The 18,733-nt window shown below is 74.2% G+C and carries 15 protein-coding genes; 7 read left to right on the forward strand and 8 right to left on the reverse strand.

The features are described from left to right. Window positions 1-123: 123 nt before the first annotated feature. From ACQP1P_RS12085 to ACQP1P_RS12105, 5 genes are all read left to right on the forward strand, one after another. Window positions 124-1,320, forward strand: coding sequence for an ROK family protein (locus tag ACQP1P_RS12085; RefSeq protein ID WP_433086013.1), 1,197 nt, complete (start codon window positions 124-126; stop codon window positions 1,318-1,320). Between the two features lie 262 nt (window positions 1,321-1,582). Next, a complete protein-coding gene (locus tag ACQP1P_RS12090; protein WP_433086015.1) occupies window positions 1,583-3,004 on the forward strand; it encodes a ricin-type beta-trefoil lectin domain protein in 1,422 nt (473 codons plus the stop codon). A 238-nt stretch (window positions 3,005-3,242) separates the two neighbouring features. After that, complete coding sequence (locus ACQP1P_RS12095; protein ID WP_433086017.1) at window positions 3,243-3,809, forward strand: hypothetical protein; 567 nt, start codon at window positions 3,243-3,245, stop codon at window positions 3,807-3,809. A gap of 165 nt (window positions 3,810-3,974) precedes the next feature. Beyond that, window positions 3,975-6,068 (forward strand): ricin-type beta-trefoil lectin domain protein, encoded by a 2,094-nt coding sequence (locus ACQP1P_RS12100; protein WP_433086019.1) that lies wholly within the window; start codon window positions 3,975-3,977, stop codon window positions 6,066-6,068. A gap of 17 nt (window positions 6,069-6,085) precedes the next feature. After that, window positions 6,086-6,811 (forward strand): cobalt-precorrin-6A reductase, encoded by a 726-nt coding sequence (locus ACQP1P_RS12105; RefSeq protein WP_433086021.1) that lies wholly within the window; start codon window positions 6,086-6,088, stop codon window positions 6,809-6,811. Between the two features lie 105 nt (window positions 6,812-6,916). Here the strand turns inward: ACQP1P_RS12105 and ileS are convergent, their stop codons facing one another. From ileS to ACQP1P_RS12125, 4 genes are all read right to left on the reverse strand, one after another. Beyond that, window positions 6,917-10,015 (reverse strand): isoleucine--tRNA ligase, encoded by a 3,099-nt coding sequence (ileS, locus tag ACQP1P_RS12110; RefSeq protein ID WP_433089974.1) that lies wholly within the window; start codon window positions 10,013-10,015, stop codon window positions 6,917-6,919. A 214-nt stretch (window positions 10,016-10,229) separates the two neighbouring features. Continuing rightward, window positions 10,230-11,063: an ABC transporter ATP-binding protein gene (locus ACQP1P_RS12115; protein ID WP_433086023.1), complete on the reverse strand. Its 834-nt coding sequence runs from the start codon at window positions 11,061-11,063 to the stop codon at window positions 10,230-10,232. Further along, the gene (locus ACQP1P_RS12120; protein WP_433086025.1) at window positions 11,056-12,057 is read right to left on the reverse strand and encodes a FecCD family ABC transporter permease; all 1,002 of its coding nucleotides are present in this window, start codon (window positions 12,055-12,057) and stop codon (window positions 11,056-11,058) included. The genes ACQP1P_RS12115 and ACQP1P_RS12120 overlap by 8 nt, the downstream gene beginning before the upstream one ends. Next, window positions 12,054-12,944 carry a FecCD family ABC transporter permease gene (locus ACQP1P_RS12125; RefSeq protein ID WP_433089976.1) on the reverse strand — a complete coding sequence of 297 codons (891 nt, stop codon included), beginning with the start codon at window positions 12,942-12,944 and terminating at the stop codon, window positions 12,054-12,056. Before ACQP1P_RS12125 ends, ACQP1P_RS12120 begins: the two co-directional genes overlap by 4 nt. A 154-nt stretch (window positions 12,945-13,098) precedes the next feature. Between ACQP1P_RS12125 and ACQP1P_RS12130 the strand changes: the two genes are divergently transcribed. Then, window positions 13,099-14,100 (forward strand): ABC transporter substrate-binding protein, encoded by a 1,002-nt coding sequence (locus ACQP1P_RS12130; protein ID WP_433086027.1) that lies wholly within the window; start codon window positions 13,099-13,101, stop codon window positions 14,098-14,100. Beyond that, entirely contained in the window at window positions 14,097-14,849 is a 753-nt protein-coding gene (locus ACQP1P_RS12135; protein ID WP_433086029.1) for a siderophore-interacting protein, read from the forward strand. The genes ACQP1P_RS12130 and ACQP1P_RS12135 overlap by 4 nt, the downstream gene beginning before the upstream one ends. Before the next feature lie 51 nt (window positions 14,850-14,900). On the opposite strand, the gene ACQP1P_RS12140 is transcribed toward ACQP1P_RS12135, so the two are convergent. From ACQP1P_RS12140 to ACQP1P_RS12155, 4 genes are all read right to left on the reverse strand, one after another. Beyond that, window positions 14,901-15,272 (reverse strand): hypothetical protein, encoded by a 372-nt coding sequence (locus ACQP1P_RS12140; RefSeq protein WP_433086031.1) that lies wholly within the window; start codon window positions 15,270-15,272, stop codon window positions 14,901-14,903. Between the two features lie 92 nt (window positions 15,273-15,364). Then, window positions 15,365-16,876: a precorrin-2 C(20)-methyltransferase gene (locus ACQP1P_RS12145; RefSeq protein ID WP_433086033.1), complete on the reverse strand. Its 1,512-nt coding sequence runs from the start codon at window positions 16,874-16,876 to the stop codon at window positions 15,365-15,367. After that, window positions 16,873-17,493 carry a precorrin-8X methylmutase gene (locus tag ACQP1P_RS12150; RefSeq protein WP_433086035.1) on the reverse strand — a complete coding sequence of 207 codons (621 nt, stop codon included), beginning with the start codon at window positions 17,491-17,493 and terminating at the stop codon, window positions 16,873-16,875. Before ACQP1P_RS12150 ends, ACQP1P_RS12145 begins: the two co-directional genes overlap by 4 nt. Further along, window positions 17,490-18,728, reverse strand: coding sequence for a precorrin-3B synthase (locus ACQP1P_RS12155; RefSeq protein WP_433086037.1), 1,239 nt, complete (start codon window positions 18,726-18,728; stop codon window positions 17,490-17,492). The genes ACQP1P_RS12150 and ACQP1P_RS12155 overlap by 4 nt, the downstream gene beginning before the upstream one ends. Window positions 18,729-18,733: the final 5 nt, after the last annotated feature.

An 18,733-nucleotide genomic window follows, 5' to 3' on the forward strand; every position in this document is an offset into this window, starting at 1 on the left:
GATCGGCCTGGTCGCGGGGTGGCGTGGCGGGCGCGGGCGGTGAACCGGACCTCCGGTGTCGACGCGCATCGGCGCGCGTGACACGATCGCTACCGAGGGATCAAGGGGGAGGTCGGAACCGCGGTGGTGCGCATCGAGGTCGAACGGGCGACGACGCGCGACATGCGCCGGCGCAATCGCTCGACGCTGCTGTCCGAGCTGTTCTTCCGGGGACCGCTCAGCCGCCACGACCTGAGCCGCATCACCGGTCTCAGCGCCGCGACCGCCAGCAGCGTGACGGCCGAGCTGCTGCACGAGGGCCTCATCATCGAGGCCGGCCAGATCGAGTCCGACGGGGGCCGCCCCCGCGTGCTGCTGCGCGTCAACCCGGACTTCGGCCGGCTGGTCGGCGCCGACGTCGGCGAGACCGGGGTCAAGGTCGAGCTGTTCGACCTGTCGATGACCCGCCTGGCCACCGTCGACGAGCCGCTGCCGTCCTCGCGCCCCGACCCGTCCGTGGTCGCGGGCCAGCTCGAGGCCGGCATCCGTGCGGTGCTCAAGGACACCGCGGCGCAGGACGTGCTCGGCATCGGCATCGGCGTGCCCGGCACCGTCGAGCAGGCCGACCCGCCGCTGGTCTACGCCCCGACGCTGGGCTGGCGCGGGGTCTCGTTCCACACCCTGCTGCGCGAGCGCGGGATCACCGCCCCGCTGTTCGTCGAGAACGGCGCCAAGACCCAGGGCCAGGCCGAGATGTGGTTCGGCGCCGGCCGGGGCGCCGGCAACGCGGTGATCGTGCTCGTCGGCTCGGGCGTCGGGGCGGCCGTGATCACCAACGGCACCGTCTACCGCGGCGCCAGCAGCAGCGCGGGGGAGTGGGGGCACACCACGGTCGTCTACGGCGGCCGGCAGTGCCGCTGCGGCGCGCGGGGCTGCCTGGAGGCCTACGTCGGCGCCGAGGGCATCCTCGAGCGGGCGCGGGCCCTCGACCCGTCCCGCCCCGCCGCCGCGGGCGAGATGGCCGACGTGGCCGCGCTCATCGCCGCCGGCACCGACGCCGCGGCCGCGACCCTCGACGAGACCGCCGGCATGCTCGGCGCCGGCATCGGCAACCTGGTCAACCTGTTCAACCCCGAGCGCGTGGTCCTCGGCGGCTGGGCCGGCCTGGCCCTCGGTGGCCGCCTGCTCGACAAGATCCGCGCGGCGGCCGAGGAGCAGGCCCTCGAGCACCCCTTCGGCCAGGTCTCGATCGAGCTGTGCGAGCTCGGCCCCGACGCGGTCGCCTTCGGCGCCGCGACCCTGCCCATGGCCGAGCTGCTGCGCCGGGCGTCCCGGCCGTAGCCGCGCCGTCGCGTCCCTGAGCGGCCCCCGCCGCCACCTCCGCCCCCGGCCGGTTGCCGGGGATCGCCCGGCGCTGAGCAACGCCCTGCTCACGCCGTGTCGCCAGGCTCAAGGGGACCTTAATGGCACCCCTTTTTTTGCCTCTTTTATTGACGCGTGATGGATCTGGTCATAGCCTGCCCTCAATCTGGAAGGGCGCTTAACAGATAGCTCGCCGCCCGAAACGGCGCCCGTCCGGGGCCACCCTCATGAAAGGCCTCCCATGGCAAGAACCCGCCTGATCCGCCGCGGAGTGATCGTCGCGGCCGCCCTCGCCGTCGTCGGCGTGGTCGGCGTCGTGGCGATGAACTCCGCGTCCGCCGCCACCGTCGGAGCCATCACCGGCTACGGCGGCAAGTGCGTCGACGTCGCCGCGGCCAGCTCCGCGAACGGCACGCAGGTGCAGCTCTACACCTGCAACGGCACCAACGCCCAGCAGTGGACCGTCGGCGACGACGGCACGATCCGCGCCCTGGGCAAGTGTCTCGACGTCGCCGCGGCCAGTTCGGCCAACGGCACCAAGGTCCAGATCTACGACTGCAACGGCACCACCGCCCAGAAGTGGACCCGCAACAGCGACGGCACGCTGCGCGCCCTCGGCAAGTGCCTCGACGCGACCGGGCCGAGCTCGGCCGACGGCACCCCGCTGCAGATCTGGGACTGCTTCGCCAGTGCCAACCAGAAGTGGACGCTGCCCGGGGGCACCACGACGCCGACCTCCAACCCGCCGACGTCGAACCCGCCCACGTCCAACCCGCCCACGTCCAACCCGGCGATGGGCGCGGCGCCCTACGCCTACCTCGGCTGGGGCAACCTGCCCGACCCGCGCACCATCATGAGCGCGACCGGCGTCAAGTGGTTCACGATGGCGTTCATCCTCTCCAACGGCGCCTGCGACCCGCTCTGGGACGGCAACCGGCCGCTCACCGGCGGGCAGGACCAGACCACCATCAACAACATCCGCGGCGCCGGCGGTGACGTCGCCGTGTCGTTCGGCGGGGCCAGCGGGCCGTGGCTGGAGCAGACCTGCAGCAGCGCGAGCGCGCTCGCCGCGGCCTACCAGAAGGTCATCAACGCCTACGGCCTCAAGGCGATCGACATCGACATCGAGGGCACGGTCTACAACAACCCGACCCTGCAGCAGCGCACCATCGACGCGCTCAAGACCGTCAAGGCCAACAACCCGAACACCGCCGTCTACGTCACGTTCCCGAGCGACCGCACCGGGCCGGACTCGTCGATGATCAACCGGGCCGCGGCCAGCGGCCTGACCGTCGACGCGTGGACCATCATGCCGTTCGACTTCGGCGCGGCCGGGCAGAACATGGGCAACCTGACCGTCCAGGCGGCCGAGGGCCTCAAGAACGTGGTCAAGAACGGCTACCACTACACCGACGACCAGGCCTACCGGCACTCCGGCATCTCCTCGATGAACGGGATCACCGACGTCGGCGAGACCGTCACCGTGGCGGACTTCCGCACCATGCTCGCCTACGCGCAGCAGCACCACCTGGCCCGGTTCACGTTCTGGTCGGCCAACCGCGACCGGCCGTGCAACGGGGGCAGCACGAACGACGACACGTGCAGCGGCGTCTCGCAGAGCGCGTGGGACTACACGAAGGTCATCGCCCAGTACCGGGGCTGAGGCCCGATGAGCGGGTGCCCCGGTATGCGGACGGCCGGGGCACCGGCACGAAAGGGAAACGGCGGGCCGGTCGACTCACCCGAGGCCGGCCCGCCTTTCCCGGGGGGTGAGGTAGCACACGTCGGTTGTCGGGTGGCATACATCCGGGATTCAACGGGGCCGCGGCGCGCATAGGTTGCTCTTCGTCCGACGAAGACCCTCCGCGTGCCACATGCGGTACCACATAAAGGAATCCCCGATGAAGCGCCTGCTGCCCGTCGTCTGCGCCGTGCTGCTGCTCACCGCCGCGTGCGGCGAGGACAAGAAGGAAGCCCCCAAGACCGACTCCGCCCCCGCTTCCGCCCCCGCGGCCGAGTCCGCCGCGCCGTCGGCCTCCGCCGGCGCGTCGGCCAAGGCCTCGGCGAAGACCTCCGGCCAGGCCGGAAAGCTCGAGTTCTCCACCGTCGGAAAGCTGACCGGAGAGCTGTTCACCAAGGACCCCGACTGCAAGTTCGGGCAGTGGGACGCCAACTCCACCGGCGTGGAGCCCAAGTACCGCTCGTCCGTCGCGAGCTTCAAGCAGTTCGACTGCTACGAGAAGAAGGGTGACGCGCTGCCGCACCGCGGGCAGCAGGCGCTCTTCGTGGAGTTCAAGGCGGCCAACGCGGCCCGGGCGTACGCGCAGGACCAGGCGAAGTCGTACCCGACCCTCCTGGCCGGCAGCACCGTCGTCGTCGGCGGCACCGGCCTGCAGGCGACGGACATGAAGGCCTGGCTCGAGTCCGTCAACGAGACGATCGGCGGCACGGGCCAGATCGCCGCCTGACGGCAGGCGCCCAGTGGTGGTCCCGGGGGTGGGAACAGCTTTCCGTCCCCACCCCCAGAAGGGACCGCAGTGACACCCTCCACCACACGGCGACGGCCTCGCACGAGGATCGGGCTCGCCGTCTCGGCGACCGTCCTGGCCGTCGCCGGCATCGGTGTGTTCGCCATGACGAGCGCCTCGGCGGCCACCTCCGGCCGGATCACCGGCTACGGCGGCAAGTGCGTCGACGTCGCCGCGGCCAGTTCGGCCAACGGCACGCAGGTGCAGCTCTACACCTGCAACGGCACCAACGCCCAGCAGTGGACCGTCGGCGACGACGGCACGATCCGCGCCCTGGGCAAGTGTCTCGACGTCGCCGCGGCCAGTTCGGCCAACGGCACCAAGGTCCAGATCTACGACTGCAACGGCACCGCGGCCCAGCAGTGGTCGCGCAACAGCGACGGCACGCTGCGCGCGCTCGGCAAGTGCCTCGACGCGACCGGGCCGAGCTCGGCCGACGGCACCCCGCTGCAGATCTGGGACTGCTTCGCGAGCGCCAACCAGCAGTGGGTGCTCCCGGGCGGCACCACGCCGCCGACGTCGAACCCGCCCACGAGCAACCCGCCGAACACCGGCAACCCCGACCTCGGGCCGAACGTGTCCGTCTTCGACCCGTCGATGCCGGCCGCGACCATCCAGAGCCGGCTCGACGCCGTGTTCAACGGGCAGCAGAGCAACCAGTTCGGGGCCCAGCGCTACGCGCTGCTGTTCCGGCCGGGCACCTACAACGTCGACGCCAACGTCGGCTTCTACACCCAGGTCGCCGGCCTCGGCCTCTCGCCGGACCAGGTGACCATCAACGGGGCCGTGCACGCCGAGGCGGACTGGTTCCAGGGCAACGCGACCCAGAACTTCTGGCGCTCGGCCGAGAACCTGTCGGTCAACCCGACCGGCGGCACCGACCGGTGGGCCGTCTCCCAGGCCGCCCCCTACCGCCGCATGCACGTGCGCGGCAACCTCCAGCTCGACGACGGCGGCTGGTCCTCGGGCGGCTGGATCTCCGACTCGGCCGTCGACGGGCAGATCCGCTCCGGCTCGCAGCAGCAGTGGATCACCCGCAACTCGGCCATGGGCAGCTGGACCGGCTCCAACTGGAACATGGTGTTCGTCGGCGACACGAACGCGCCCAGCGGCAACTTCCCGAGCCCGCCCTACACGCGCGTGGCGAGCACCCCGGTGGTGCGGGAGAAGCCGTTCCTGTACGTCGACGGCGCCGGCAACTACCAGGTGTTCGTGCCGAGCCTGCGCACCAACGCGACCGGCAACTCGTGGCAGGGCGGGAGCACGGCCGGCACCTCGCTGCCGATCAGCCAGTTCTCCGTCGTCAAGGCCGGCGCCACCGCCGCCTCGATCAACGCGGCCCTCGCCGCCGGGCAGAACCTGCTGTTCACGCCGGGCGTCTACCACGTCAGCGACACCATCCGGATCACCCGCCCGGACACCGTCGTGCTCGGCCTCGGCCTGGCCACGATCGTGCCGGACAACGGCGTGACGGCGATGACCGTCGCCGACGTCGACGGCGTGAAGCTCGCCGGCATCCTCTTCGACGCGGGCACCGTCAACTCGCCGGTGCTGCTCGAGGTCGGCCCGAGCGGCTCGTCGGCCGACCACTCGGCCGATCCCGTTTCGCTGCACGACGTGTTCTTCCGCATCGGCGGCGCGACGGCCGGCAAGGCCACGGTCAGCCTGCGGATCAACGCGAACAACGTGATCGGCGACCACGCCTGGATCTGGCGCGCCGACCACGGCAACGGGGGCACCGTCGGCTGGAACACGAACACCGCCGCCAACGGACTCGTCGTCAACGGCGCCAACGTGACGTTCTACGGGCTCTTCGTCGAGCACTATCAGCAGTACCAGGTGATCTGGAACGGCAACGGCGGGCGCACGTACTTCTTCCAGAACGAGATCCCCTACGACGTGCCGAACCAGTCGGGCTGGTCCAGCGGCGGCGGGGCGCAGGGCTGGGCGGCGTACAAGGTCGCGGCGAACGTCACCAGCCACGAGGCCTGGGGGCTGGGCAGCTACTGCTACTTCAGCACCAACCCCAGCACGGTGCTCGGGCACTCGTTCGAGGTGCCGCAGACCGCCGGCGTCAAGTTCCACGACATGGTGACCGTCTCGCTGGGCGGCACCGGCACCATCTCGCACGTCATCAACAGCACGGGCGCCGCGGTCAACTCCGGCCACCAGGTCGAGAACCTGGTCAGCTACCCGTGACGGGTTAGGCTTTCCCGGTGCCGACTCTGCTCATCCTGGGCGGCACCGGGGAGGCCCGGCGGCTGGCCTCGGTGCTGCCGCCGCCGTACCGCGTGATCTCCTCCCTCGCCGGCCGCGTCGCCGACCCGGCCCGGCCGGCGGGGGAGGTTCGCATCGGCGGCTTCGGCGGGCCCGCCGGGCTCGCGGCCTACCTGCGCGCCGAGCGCGTCGACACGGTGGTCGACGCCACCCACCCCTTCGCCGCCCGGATCTCCGCGAACGCGGCCCTCGCGTGCGCCGAGACGCACGTCCCGCTGCTCGTGCTGCGCCGGCCCGGCTATGCGGTCGCGGGCCACCGGGTCCCGTCGCTCGCGGCCGCCGCCGAGCTGCTGCCGTCGCTGGGCCGCCGGGTCTTCCTCACCACCGGCCGGCAGAGCATCGGCCACTTCCGCGACCCCGGGACCCACTACCTGCTGCGGTGCGTGGACGAACCCGACGCGGTCCCGTCCAATGTGGACGTCATCCGGGACCGGGGCCCGTTCACGGTGGACGGCGAGATCGAGCTCATGCGGCGGCACCGCATCGACGTGCTCGTCACCAAGGACAGCGGCGGCGCCATGACGGCCGCGAAGCTCGAGGCCGCCGAGCGGCTGGGGATCCCGGTGGTCGTCGTCGACCGGCCGCCGGTCACCCCGGGCGTTCCCGTGTTCGACTCCGTCGAGGCGGTCGCCGCGCACCTGCTGCGGGTGGCTCCGCCCCGCTAGGGTCGGCCGGTGCCTGTCGATGACGGGTTCGCCGGCCGGGCGGTCCGCCTGCGCGGGTGTGCGCCCGGCTCCCGGGCGCACACCCCGCTGCGGGCGATCGGCGCGTCAGGCCTTGCGTAGCCAGTACCGCAGGCCCGCCGCCTCGTGGACCTCCGCGCCCGGCCACGGCTCACCCGGGCCGAACGCGGTCGCGAGGACCTCGTCGGCGATCGCGGCGGCGTGCTCGGTCAGCGCCGCCGCGACCTGCGGGTCGGAGGGGCCGGGCGGGGCGTATCCGACCTCGATGCGGTCCACCACCTCGAGCCCCGAGGACTTGCGCGCCTCCTGCACCTGCCGGATCACCTCGCGGGCGATGCCGGCGCGGCGCAGCTGCGGCGTGATGTGCAGGTCGAGCGCCACGGTCGCGCCGGCGTCGCCGGCCACCGCCCAGCCCTCGCGGGGCGTCTCGGTGAGGAACACGTCCTCGCGCTCGAGCAGCACCGGCTCCCCGCCGACCTCGAGGGTCGCCGAGCCCGTCGCGCGCAGCGCGGCGCCGAGGGCCGCGGCGTCGGTCGCGGCGATGGCGGCCGCGATCTGCTGCACGCGCTTGCCGTACCGCTTGCCGAGGCTGCGGAAGTTCGCCTTCGCCGAGGTGTTCACCAGCGAGCCGGTGAGCGGCTCGACGGACTGCACGTTGAGCTCCTCGGCGAGCAGCTCCAGCAGCGGCCCGTCGAGGTCCGGCGTCGAGATCAGCACCCGGGCCAGGGGCTGGCGGGTCTTCACGGTGGCGTCGGCGCGCGCGGCCCGGCCCAGCTCGACCAGGCGCCGCACGAGCGCCATCTCCTCCGACAGGCGCGGGTCGACCAGGGTGGGGTCCGCGACCGGGTAGGCGGCCAGGTGCACCGACTCCGCGGCGCCGGGGTCCGTGGGCACCACGAGGTCCTGCCACACCCGCTCGGTCATGAACGGCGTGAGCGGCGCCATGAGCAGCGTGACGGTCGTGACCGCCTCGTGCAGGGTGCTCAGCGCGGCCGGGTCGCCGCGCCAGAACCGGCGCCGGGCCCGCCGCACGTACCAGTTCGACAGGTCGTCGACGAACGCCGCGAGCAGCCGCCCGGCCCGCTGGGTGTCGAACGCGTCCATGGCCGCGTCGACCTCGCCGACGAGCAGGTTGAGCTCGGAGACGACCCAGCGGTCGAGCACCGGCCGCTCGGCGACCGGCACGCTGCCGGCCGGGGTCCAGCCCGCGGTGCGCGCGTAGAGGCTCTGGAACGCGACGGTGTTCCAGTACGTCAGCAGGACCTTCCGCACGACCTCCTGGATGAGCGTGTGCCCGACCCGCCGCGCCGACCAGGGCGAGCCGACGGCCGCCATGAACCAGCGCACCGCGTCCGCGCCGTGCCGCTCCAGCAGGGCCATCGGCTCCAGGATGTTGCCGAGGTGCTTGGACATCTTGCGGCCGTCCTCGGCGAGGATGTGGCCGAGGCACACGACGTTGCGGTAGCTGGAGCGGTCGAACACGAGCGTGCCGACCGCCATGAGCGTGTAGAACCAGCCGCGGGTCTGGTCGATCGCCTCGGAGATGAAGTCGGCCGGGTAGCTCGCGGTGAACGCGTCGGCGTTGCGGTGCGGGTAGCCGTACTGCGCGAACGGCATGGCGCCCGAGTCGTACCAGGCGTCGATGACCTCGGGCACGCGCCGCGCGGTGCGACCGCACTCGCAGGCCAGCTCGACCTCGTCGATGTAGGGGCGGTGCGGGTCCAGGTCGCTCAGGTCGCGCCCGGCGAGCGCCCCGAGCTCGGCCAGCGACCCGACGCAGGTGAGGTGGCCCTCCTCGCAGCGCCAGACGGGCAGCGGGGTGCCCCAGTAGCGGCTGCGCGACAGCGCCCAGTCGACGTTGTTCGTGAGCCAGTCGCCGTACCGCCCGTGCTTGATCGACTCCGGGTGCCAGGTGGTCCCCTCGTTCTCCCGCAGCAGGGCGTCCTTGACGCGGGTGGTGCGGATGTACCAGGAGGGCTGCGCGTAGTACAGCAGCGGCGTGTGGCATCGCCAGCAGTGCGGGTAGCTGTGCTCGTAGGCGAGGTGGCGCAACAGCAGGCCGCGGGCCCGCAGATCGTCGAGCAGCACGGCGTCGGCGTCCTTGAAGAACACGCCGCCGACCTCGGGCACCTCGGGCGCGAACCGGCCGTCGGGCTGGATCGGGTTCACCATCGGCAGGTCGTAGGCCTTGCACGTGGCGTAGTCGTCGGCGCCGAAGGCGGGCGCCTGGTGGACCAGGCCGGTGCCGTCCTCGGTGGTCACGTAGGTGCCGAGGACCACGAAGTGCGCGCCCTCCATCGGCACCAGGTCGAAGGGGCGCCGGTACGTCCAGCGCTCCATCTGCTTGCCGGTGAAGGACTCGCCGGTCGTGGTGAAGCCCTCGCCGAGCGCCTTGCCGACGAGGGGCTCGGCCACCACCAGGCGCTCGGTGCCGTCGGTGGCCACGACGTAGGTGACGTCGGGGTGTACCGCCACCGCCGTGTTGGACACGAGGGTCCACGGCGTGGTCGTCCACACCAGCAGGGCCGCGTCCTCGAGCGGGCCGGAGGTGAGCGGGAACCGGACGAAGACCGACGGGTCCGTCACGGTCTCGTAGCCCTGGGCGAGCTCGTGGTCGGACAGGCCGGTCTGGTCCCGCGGGCACCACGGCGAGACCCGGAAGTCCTCGGCGAGCAGCCCCTTGTCGAAGATCTGCTTGAGCGACCACCACACGGACTCGATGTACTGCGGGTCCATCGTGCGGTAGGCGCGGTCCATGTCGACCCAGTAGCCCATGCGCTCGGTGAGCCGGCCGAACGCGTCGGTGTGCCGGGTGACCGACTCGCGGCACTTGGCGTTGAACTCGGCGACGCCGTAGGCCTCGATGTCCTGCTTGCCGGAGAAGCCGAGCTCCTTCTCGACGGCGAGCTCGACGGGCAGCCCGTGGCAGTCCCACCCGGCCTTGCGCCCGACGTGGAAGCCCTTCATGGTCTTGTACCGCGGGAAGACGTCCTTGAACACGCGCGCCTCGATGTGGTGCGCGCCCGGCATGCCGTTGGCGGTGGGCGGCCCCTCGTAGAACACCCACTCGGGTCTGCCCTCGGACTGCGCGAGGCTGCGCCCGAAGACGTCGCGCTCCTTCCAGAGCGCGAGCACCTGATGATCCAGCTGGGACAGGTCGACCTGCGCTGGAACCGGCCGGTACATGATGCGTGGCACCTCTCCGTCGTGTCGTGGCGTTCGACGGAGGGACGAGACCGTGCCGGTCCCGCGGTACCACCCTCCTTGGCCGCGGCGCGCGGCCCACTCGTGTGCAGTTGTGGCCGGGTCTACTGAGCCGCGGACGGCCGTTCTTCCGGCGGCTCCGGGGTGATCTTCCCGCCCGCGCACGCCTGCCGGGCTTCCACCGTCCCCGGTTCGCTCAAGGCTGCGTGCGGGGGTACTCGTCCCCTTCAACGCCCGCCGCCGAGTATAGGCGCCGCCGGGGGATCACGAGCGCGGTGCCGGTCTCGGGGTCGGGGATCACGCGGCAGGGCAGCGCGAACACCGCCTCCATCATCGCCTCCGTCACCACCTCGGCCGGGCTGCCCTCGGCCAGGACGCGCCCGTCGCGCATGGCCACCAGGTGGGTCGCGTAGCGGGCGGCCAGGTTCAGGTCGTGCAGCACGGCGACGAGGGTGCGGCCGTGCTCGCGGTGCAGGCGCGCGCACAGGTCGAGGATCTCGAGCTGGTGGGCGATGTCGAGGTAGGTGGTGGGCTCGTCGAGCAGGAGCAGCGGGGTCTGCTGGGCGAGCACCATCGCGATCCACACCCGCTGGCGCTGGCCGCCGGAGAGCTCGTCGACGAACGCGCCGGCCAGGGTCGTGACCGCCGTGGCCTCCATGGCCCACCGCACCGCCCGCTCGTCGGCGTCGCTCCACGCGCTCAGCGGGCCCCGGTGCGGGTAGCGGCCGCGGGAGACCAGGTCCGCGACGGTGATCCCGTCGGGGGCGATCGCGGTCTGGGCCAGCAGGCCGAGGGTGCGGGCGACCTCGCGGGCCGGTCGGGTGGCGATGTCGCGGCCGTCGAGCAGGACGTGCCCGGCCCTGGGCTTCAGGACCCGGGCCAGGGAGCGCAGCAGCGTGGACTTCCCGCACGCGTTGGGCCCGACGATGACGGTGAAGGAGCCGTCCGGGATGTCGATGGCGAGGTCCTCGGCGACGGTCCGGCCGTCGTAGCCGAGGGTCAGGTCGACGCCGCGCAGCCGGTCAGACACGGGCTCTCCTTGCGGTTCGGGCCAGGAGCAGGACGAGGTAGCCGCCGCCGAGCAGGCCGGTGACGACGCCGACGGGCAGCTGGTGGCCGGGGAAGACGCGCTGGGCGAGCACGTCGGCCCCGGTGAGCAGGGCGGCGCCCAGCAACAGGGAGGGCAGCAGGTTGGGGCCGGTCGCCCCGGTGAGCCGGCGGGCCAGCTGCGGGGCGGTGAGCGCGACGAAGAGCACCGGCCCGGCGGCGGCCGAGGCCGCGGCGGCGAGCAGCACGGCGCACGCGAGGGCGGTGAGCCGGACGGCGCCGACGTTCACGCCGAGCCCGCGGGCCGGGTCGTCGCCGAGCTCGAGGTTGGCCAGGGCCCGGCCGAGGACGGCGACGACCGGGGTGAGCAGGACGAGCGCGCCGCCGGCGACGGCGGCGTGGCCCCAGCCGCGCCCGTCGAGGCTGCCGGTGAGCCAGAGCACGGCCCGGGCCGCGTCCACGATGTTCGCGCGGGTGAGCAGGTAGCTGTTGACGCCGGTGAGGATGCCGGCCACGCCGATGCCGACGAGGATCAGCCGGTGGCCGTGCCCGCCGCCGCGCCAGGCCAGCAGGTAGATCGCGGCGCCGGTGGCGATCGCGCTCAGCACGGAGCCGGCGGCCACGGCCGTGGTACCGCCGCCGAGGACGACGACCGCGAGCAGGCCCCCGGTGGCCGAGCCCTGGGTGAAGCCGAGCACGTCGGGGCTGCCGAGCGGGTTGCGCACGAGGGACTGGAATAGCGCGCCGGCCAGGGCCAGGGCGCCGCCGACGGCGAGGGCGGTCACGACCCGGGGCAGGCGCAGCTCCCGCACGATGAACGCGTCGGCGGGGGAGCCGCCGCCGAACAGGGTGCGCACGACGTCGGGCAGGCTCATCGGGTAGTCGCCGCCGCCGATCGCGACCAGGGCGATGACGGTCGCCGCGACGGCCAGGGCGGCGCTGACCCCGGCGACCCGCAGGCGCGCCCGCGCGGTCACGACACCCTCCGGCGGCGCACGACGGCCAGGAAGAAGCCGCCGCCGACGACTGCGGTGACCACCCCGACCTGCAGCTCGCCGGGGCGGCCGGCCACGCGGCCGAGCACGTCCGAGGCGAGCAGCAGGGCCGGGGCGAGCACCGCGCTGAACGGCAGCAGCAGGCGCACGTCCGGGCCCGTGAACGGGCGGACCAGGTGCGGCACCATGAGGCCGAGGAAGACGATCGGGCCGCAGGCCGCGGTCGCCGCCCCGCACAGCAGCACGATCGACACCGCGGCGAGGACCCGGATGCGGCCCGGGTGGGCGCCGAGGGCGCGGGCCGGGTCGTCGCCGAGCGCGAGCGCGTTGAGCGGGCCGGCCAGCAGCGCGGCGATGACGACACCGGCCAGGACGAACGGGGCGATCAGCGCCGCGGTGCCGGGGCGGGCCGCGGCCAGCGAGCCGGCGGTCCAGAACCGCATCCGGTCCAGCGACGCGGTGTCCAGGAGCTGGACGGCGGCCACGTACGCGTACAGGGCGGCGCTGACCGCGGTACCGCTCAGCGCGAGGCCGCCCGGGGAGGCGCCGCGCCCGCCGGCCACCGCGTAGACCACGACGGCGACCAGGGCCGCCCCGGCGAAGGCGAACCACACGTAGCCCGAGAGATCCGTCACGCCGAGGAAGGCGATGGCGCTCACCACGGCCGCGGACGCGCCGGCGTTGACGCCGAGCAGGCCCGGGTCGGCGAGCGGGTTGCGGGTCAGCGCCTGCATGAGCGCCCCGGCCAGGCCCAGCGCGACGCCCACGAGCAGGCCGAGCACGGTGCGGGGCAGCCGCAGGTCGCGCACGACGGTGGCCCCGGCCGAGCCGGCGTCGGTCAGCCCGTGCCAGACCTCGGCGGGGCTCATCGCCCTCGCGCCGATGGCGAGGCTGGCGGCGGCGACCACGACGAGGACGCCGGCCGCCCCGGCGAGGCGAGCGAATGACTGCACTGAACCGCCTTGACACGATCAACTTAAGTGAGGCTACCCTAAGTGCCGATCGAGAGAGAGGCAACCCGCCATGTCCTTCAACGTGTCCCGCCGCGGCCTGCTCGCCGGCGTCCTCGGCCTCGGCGCGCTCGCCGCCTGCGGGGACGGCGAGTCCGGCCCGGGCGCCGGCCCGGCCGCGAGCGGCACCGCTGGTGGCCCCTTCGCCTTCACCGACGACCGCGGCACGGCCGTGACCCTCCCCGCCGCGCCGAAGCGGATCGTGGCCTACGTGGGCACCGCGGCCGCGCTGCACGACTTCGGCGTCACCGCGTTCGCGGGCACGTTCGGCCCGCTCAAGGGGGCCGACGGCGGCAAGGACCCGCTCGCCGGCGACCTCGACCCGGCCAAGGTCGAGTCGCTGGGCAACGCGTGGGGCGAGTTCAACATCGAGAAGTACGCCGCGCTGCGCCCCGAGCTGCTGATCACGAACATGTACGAGGCGAACCAGCTGTGGTACGTCCCGGACGAGTCCAAGGACAAGATCCTCGGCCTCGCGCCCAGCGCCGGCATCACGGTGTCACGCACCTCGCTGGCGAAGGTCATCCAGCGCTACGCCGACCTGGCCAAGGCGCTCGGCGGCGACCCGGCGGCGGGCAAGGCGCGCTTCGACACGGCCGCCGCGGCGCTCAAGGCGGCGGTGCGGGCCAACGGCGGGCTCAAGGTGCTGGCCGCCTCGGCGAGCCCGGACCTGCTGTACGTCTCCGACCCCAAGGTCTACGGCGAGCTGAGCTACTACCAGGAGCTCGGCGTCGAGGTCATCGCCCCGGGCGCCGTCACCGGCGGCTACTTCGAGAACCTGAGCTGGGAGAACGCCGACAAGTACCAGGCCGACGTGATCCTGCTCGACAACCGCGCGCAGGCCCTGCAGCCCAAGGACCTCACCGCGAAGCCGACCTGGGCGAACCTCCCCGCGGTCAAGGCCGGGCAGGTCGTGCCGTGGCAGAGCGAGCCGCGCTTCAGCTGGGCCGGGTGCGCGGGGGCGCTGGAGACCCTGGCCAAGGCGCTGACGGGGGCGAAGAAGGTCGCGGCGTGACCTACGACTTCTTCGACGTCCGCGTGGTCCGGCACGAGGCCCTGACGCCGGACGCGGTCCGGGTCACCTTCGCCGGGGACGCGCTGGACCGGTTCGTCAGCGGCGGGCGGGACCAGCGGTTCAAGCTGTTCTTCCCGGCCCCCGGGCAGGACGCGGCGATCGTCCCGCGCGGCGAGGCCTGGTATCCGCAGTGGCGCCGGCTGGACCCGGCGACCCGCGGGATCATGCGCACCTACACGGTCGCGGCCGCCCGCCGCGGCGAGTTCGACGTCGACTTCGCCCTGCACCCGGGCGGCGGCCCGGCGATCCGGTGGGCCTCGAACGTGGCCGTGGGCGATCGCCTGCTGGTGCTGGGCCCGACGGTGACCGACAACGGCGGCGTCGACTTCCGGCCGCCGCGGGACACGGCATGGGTCCTGCTCGCGGGGGACGAGACGGCGGTGCCGGCCCTCGACGCGATCAGCGCCTTCGTCGGCTCCTCGCTGCCGGTGCACGCGTTCGTCGCCGCGTCGCCGGGCCGCTGCGTCGCCGGCGTGCACTGCCCGGACGGCCTGCTGGAGCCGATCCGGGCGGCGCGGCTGCCGGCCGGCCCCGGCTACGCCTTCGTGGCCGGGGAGTCGGGCGAGGTCCGCGCGCTGCGCCGGCACCTGGTGCAGGACCGCGGCTTCGACAAGCGCCGGGTGACGTTCACCGGCTACTGGCGCCGGGGCGCGTCCGAGGACGACCTCATCGAGGAGTCCGCCGCCTGACGGCCGGGCCTGGCCGCGGTCGGGGACCGCGGCCGGGCACCGGGGCTCGCGTCAGTTGGAGGCGACGCCGAGGCCGGCCTGGCCCGTGGTGTCGGGGCCGCCGAGGTTGCCGAGGCGGTCGTGCAGGTCGTCGATGTCGCCACCGGTGAACGACGGCGACTCGCCCTCGTCGTAGCCGGCGCTGTACGCCTCGTGGTGGCCCTGCTCGAGCGCGGTCGACTCGGCCTGGTGGGTGTCGTGCTCGAACACGCCGAACTGCTGGCCGAAGTCCGTCTCCGAGCCCTGGTCGGCGTGCAGCTGCTCCAGCGCGCTGTGCTCCTGGCCGGCCTCGAAGTGGCCGAAGTCGGCGCCCTGGCCGAAGTCCGGCTGCTCGTCGCCGCTGAAGCCGGGGTCGAGCTGGCCGCCGTCGTCGTAGTCGCTCATGCTGTCCGTCCTTCGGAAAATGTCGCGGTGGGTGTTCGGCTGAAACGATAGGCGCCCGCACCGGCCCGCGTATCCCCAAACCGCGCCACCCCTCAGGCGGGGTAGCGCCGCGGCGTCCAGACCACCGGCGGCTCGCCGTCGCGCTCGCGGACCCGCGTCTGGGACGAGCCGATGATGAGCAGCGTGCGCATGTCGACCTCGGAAGGCTCCAGGTCGGTCAGGGCGACCACGCGCACCGACTCCTCCGGGCCGCCGACGTCGCGGCCGATGACCACGGGCGTGCCGGCGGGCCGGTGGGCGAGCAGGAGCGCCTTGGCCGCCTCGACCTGCCACGTGCGCGACTTCGAGCCGGGGTTGTAGACGGCGATCACGAGGTCGGCCCGGGCCGCGGCCTCGAGACGGCCCGCGATGACCTCCCAGGGCTTGAGGCGGTCCGACAGCGACAGCACGCAGAAGTCGTGCCCCAGCGGGGCGCCGGCGCGGCTGGCCACGGCCTGGGCCGCGGTCAGCCCCGGCAGGACCCGGACAGGGACGTCCTTCCAGCGCGGCTCGGCCGCGACCTCCAGCACCGCGGCGGCCATCGCGAAGACGCCCGGGTCGCCGGAGGAGACGACCGCGACCCGGCGCCCCTCCTTGGCCAGGGCCAGGGCGAACTCGGCGCGCTCGGCCTCGACCCGGTTGTCGGAGGCGTGCCGGCGCTGGCGCGGGTTGCCGGGGACCCGGGCCAGGTACGGCCCGTACCCCACGAGATCGTCCGCGGCGGCGAGCGCGGCCTGGGCCTGCGGGGTGAGCCAGTCGCGGCCGGCCGGGCCGAGGCCGACCACCACCACCTCGCCCGCGGACCCCGGCGCGGGCCGCTCGGCCAGGGCCGCGGCGGTCTCGTCGTGGACGCGGGACGGCAGCAGGGCGATCGAGAAGTACGGCACCGTCGCCGGGTCCACCTCGGCCAGCGGGGCGACGCGCTCGCCGGCGGTGGTGGCCCGCTCGACGTACCAGGCTTCGTCCAGCCGGCCCGAGCGCTCCAGCGCGTCGCGGACCTTGCCGAAGGTGCGGCCCAGCTTCATCACGGCGGCCGAGTCGGTCGCGGCGAGGCGCTCGGCGAGCACGTCGGCGGGCAGCGTGCCGGGCAGCACGGTCAGCACCTCGTCCCGCTCGACCAGCGGGCGGCCCAGCACCGCGGAGGCGCCGGCCACGGACGTCACGCCCGGGACGACCTCGGTGCGGTACCGCTGCGACAGCCGCTTGTGCATGTGCATGTAGGAGCCGTAGAACAGCGGGTCGCCCTCGCACAGCACGACCACGTCCCGGCCGGCGTCGAGGTGGGCGGCCAGCCGCGCCGCCCACGCGTCGTAGTGCTCCTCGATCACGCCCCGGTAGTCGGGCGTGTCCTCGGTCGTCACCGGGTAGACGAGCGCCTCCTCGACCTGCTCCGGGCGCAGGTAGGGCGCGGCGATCGCGCGGGCGATGCTGCGGCCGTGGCGGGCGCTGTGATAGGCGACGACGGGCGCGGCCGCGACGAGCCGGGCCGCCTTCACCGTCATCAGCTCCGGGTCGCCCGGCCCGAGACCCACCCCGTACAGCCGCCCAGTCTCCACCGTGGTCATTCCTTCTCGCTCGCGATGGCGTTGACGGCGGCGGCCGTCATCGCGCTGCCGCCCCGGCGCCCGTGCACCACGAGGTGCTCGAGGCCGGACTCGGCCAGGGCCGCCTTCGACTCGGCGGCGCCGATGAACCCGACCGGGATGCCGATCACCGCGGCGGGCGTGCCGGCCCCCTCGGCGACCAGCTCCAGCAGCCGGAACAGGGCGGTGGGCGCGTTGCCGACGGCCACGACGGCGCCGTCGATGCGGCCCCGCCACAGCTCCAGCGCGGCCGCGCTGCGCGTGTTGCCCAGGGCCGAGGCCAGCGCCGGGACCGCCGGGTCGCGCAGCGTGCACACGACCTCGTTGCCGCGGGGCAGCCGCGCCCGGGTCACCCCCGACGCGACCATCTCGGCGTCGCACAGGATCGGCGCGCCCGAGCGCAGCGCGGCGCGCGCGGCCGCGACCACGCCGGGGGAGTAGCCGACGTCGGCGGGGAGGTCGACCATGCCGCAGGCGTGGATCATGCGCACCGTCACCTGGGCCACGTCGTCGGGCAGCCCGGACAGGTCGGCCTCGGCCCGGATGGTCGCGAACGAGCGCCGGTAGATCTCGGCGCCGTCGCGGATGTAGTCGCTCATCCGCGCACGCTGCGCTGGTAGCCCGACGCCGTCGCCAACATCTCCACGTGCCTTCCCTTCGGCGCGCCGCAGCGCCGCTCGCATCCGACCCAGTGCGCCGGTTCCGGCGCCCCCGCGCGCACCGCGGCCCGCGCGTCCGCCCGGACGTCGGCGAGCGCCTTGGCGCACCCCGGGCGGCCCGCGCACGCCGTCACGCCGGCCCACGGGGAGCCGGGGTCGGCGACGAGCCCGGACGCCACAGCGTCGGCCATGGCGGCCGCGGGGATCACGACGGTCCGCCACGGCGTGACGATGATCTCTTCCCCCGCGCCGGCGAGGGCCGCCGACTGCTCCGCGGTGAGCAGCCCGAGCGGCACCACGAGCACGGCGTCGCGGCCGTGGACTCCGGGCTCGGGCGGGTCCGCCCGGGGCAGATCGGCCGCCGCCAGCGCGGTGCCGAGCCGCGCGGCGACGCGCGCCGGGCCGTCGTCCAGCTCGGCCAGCCGCCAGGCCTTCGACGCCTGCGCGGCGCGCTCGGCCAGGAACGCCTCGGCGGCGCGGACGAGCAGCTCGGGGCCGCCGTGCCGGGCGGTGGGCCGGCCGGCGAGGGTCAGCCGGGACCCGTGCAGGCCCACGTCGCCGAGCAGCGGCGTCACGTCCCCGCGGCCGTCGTCGACGGTGGCCAGGAACCGGCCCGGCAGCCCCGCGAGGGCCGGCGTGGCGCACAGCAGCGCGTCGAACGCGGCGACCAGGGGGCGCACGGCCGCGCTCAGCGGGCTGGCGACGATGTTGCGGACCCGCTCGTGGGTGGCCGACGGCAGCAGCCCGGCGTCGGCCAGCCGGGCCGCGAGCTCGTGCTCGGCCCCCGGCCGCACCGCCCTGACCTGCACGTTTCCGCGCGAGGTGAGCTCCAGTGCCGGATCGCCGAGCTCGGCCGCGGCGGTGCGCAGGACCGTCAGCCCCGCGGCGGTGAGCCGCCCGCCGGGCAGCCGCACACGCGCCAGCCCGCCGTCGGCGGCCGCGTGGACCTGCACGGCGCCGGGGCACCGGTCGGGGGCGTCGCGCCCGCCGGGCAGCCGCACATGCGCCAGCCCGCCGTCGGCGGCCGCGTGGACCTGCACGGCGCCGGGGCACCGGTCGGGGGCGTCGCGCCCGCCGGGCAGCCGCACACGCGCCAGCCCGCCGTCGGCGGCCGCGTGGACCTGCACGGCGCCGGGGCACCGGTCGGGGGCGTCGCGCCCGCTGGGAGCCTGCACGCGGC

This window comes from Dactylosporangium sp. CA-052675 (genome assembly GCF_050947935.1).
Lineage (GTDB): Bacteria > Actinomycetota > Actinomycetes > Mycobacteriales > Micromonosporaceae > Dactylosporangium.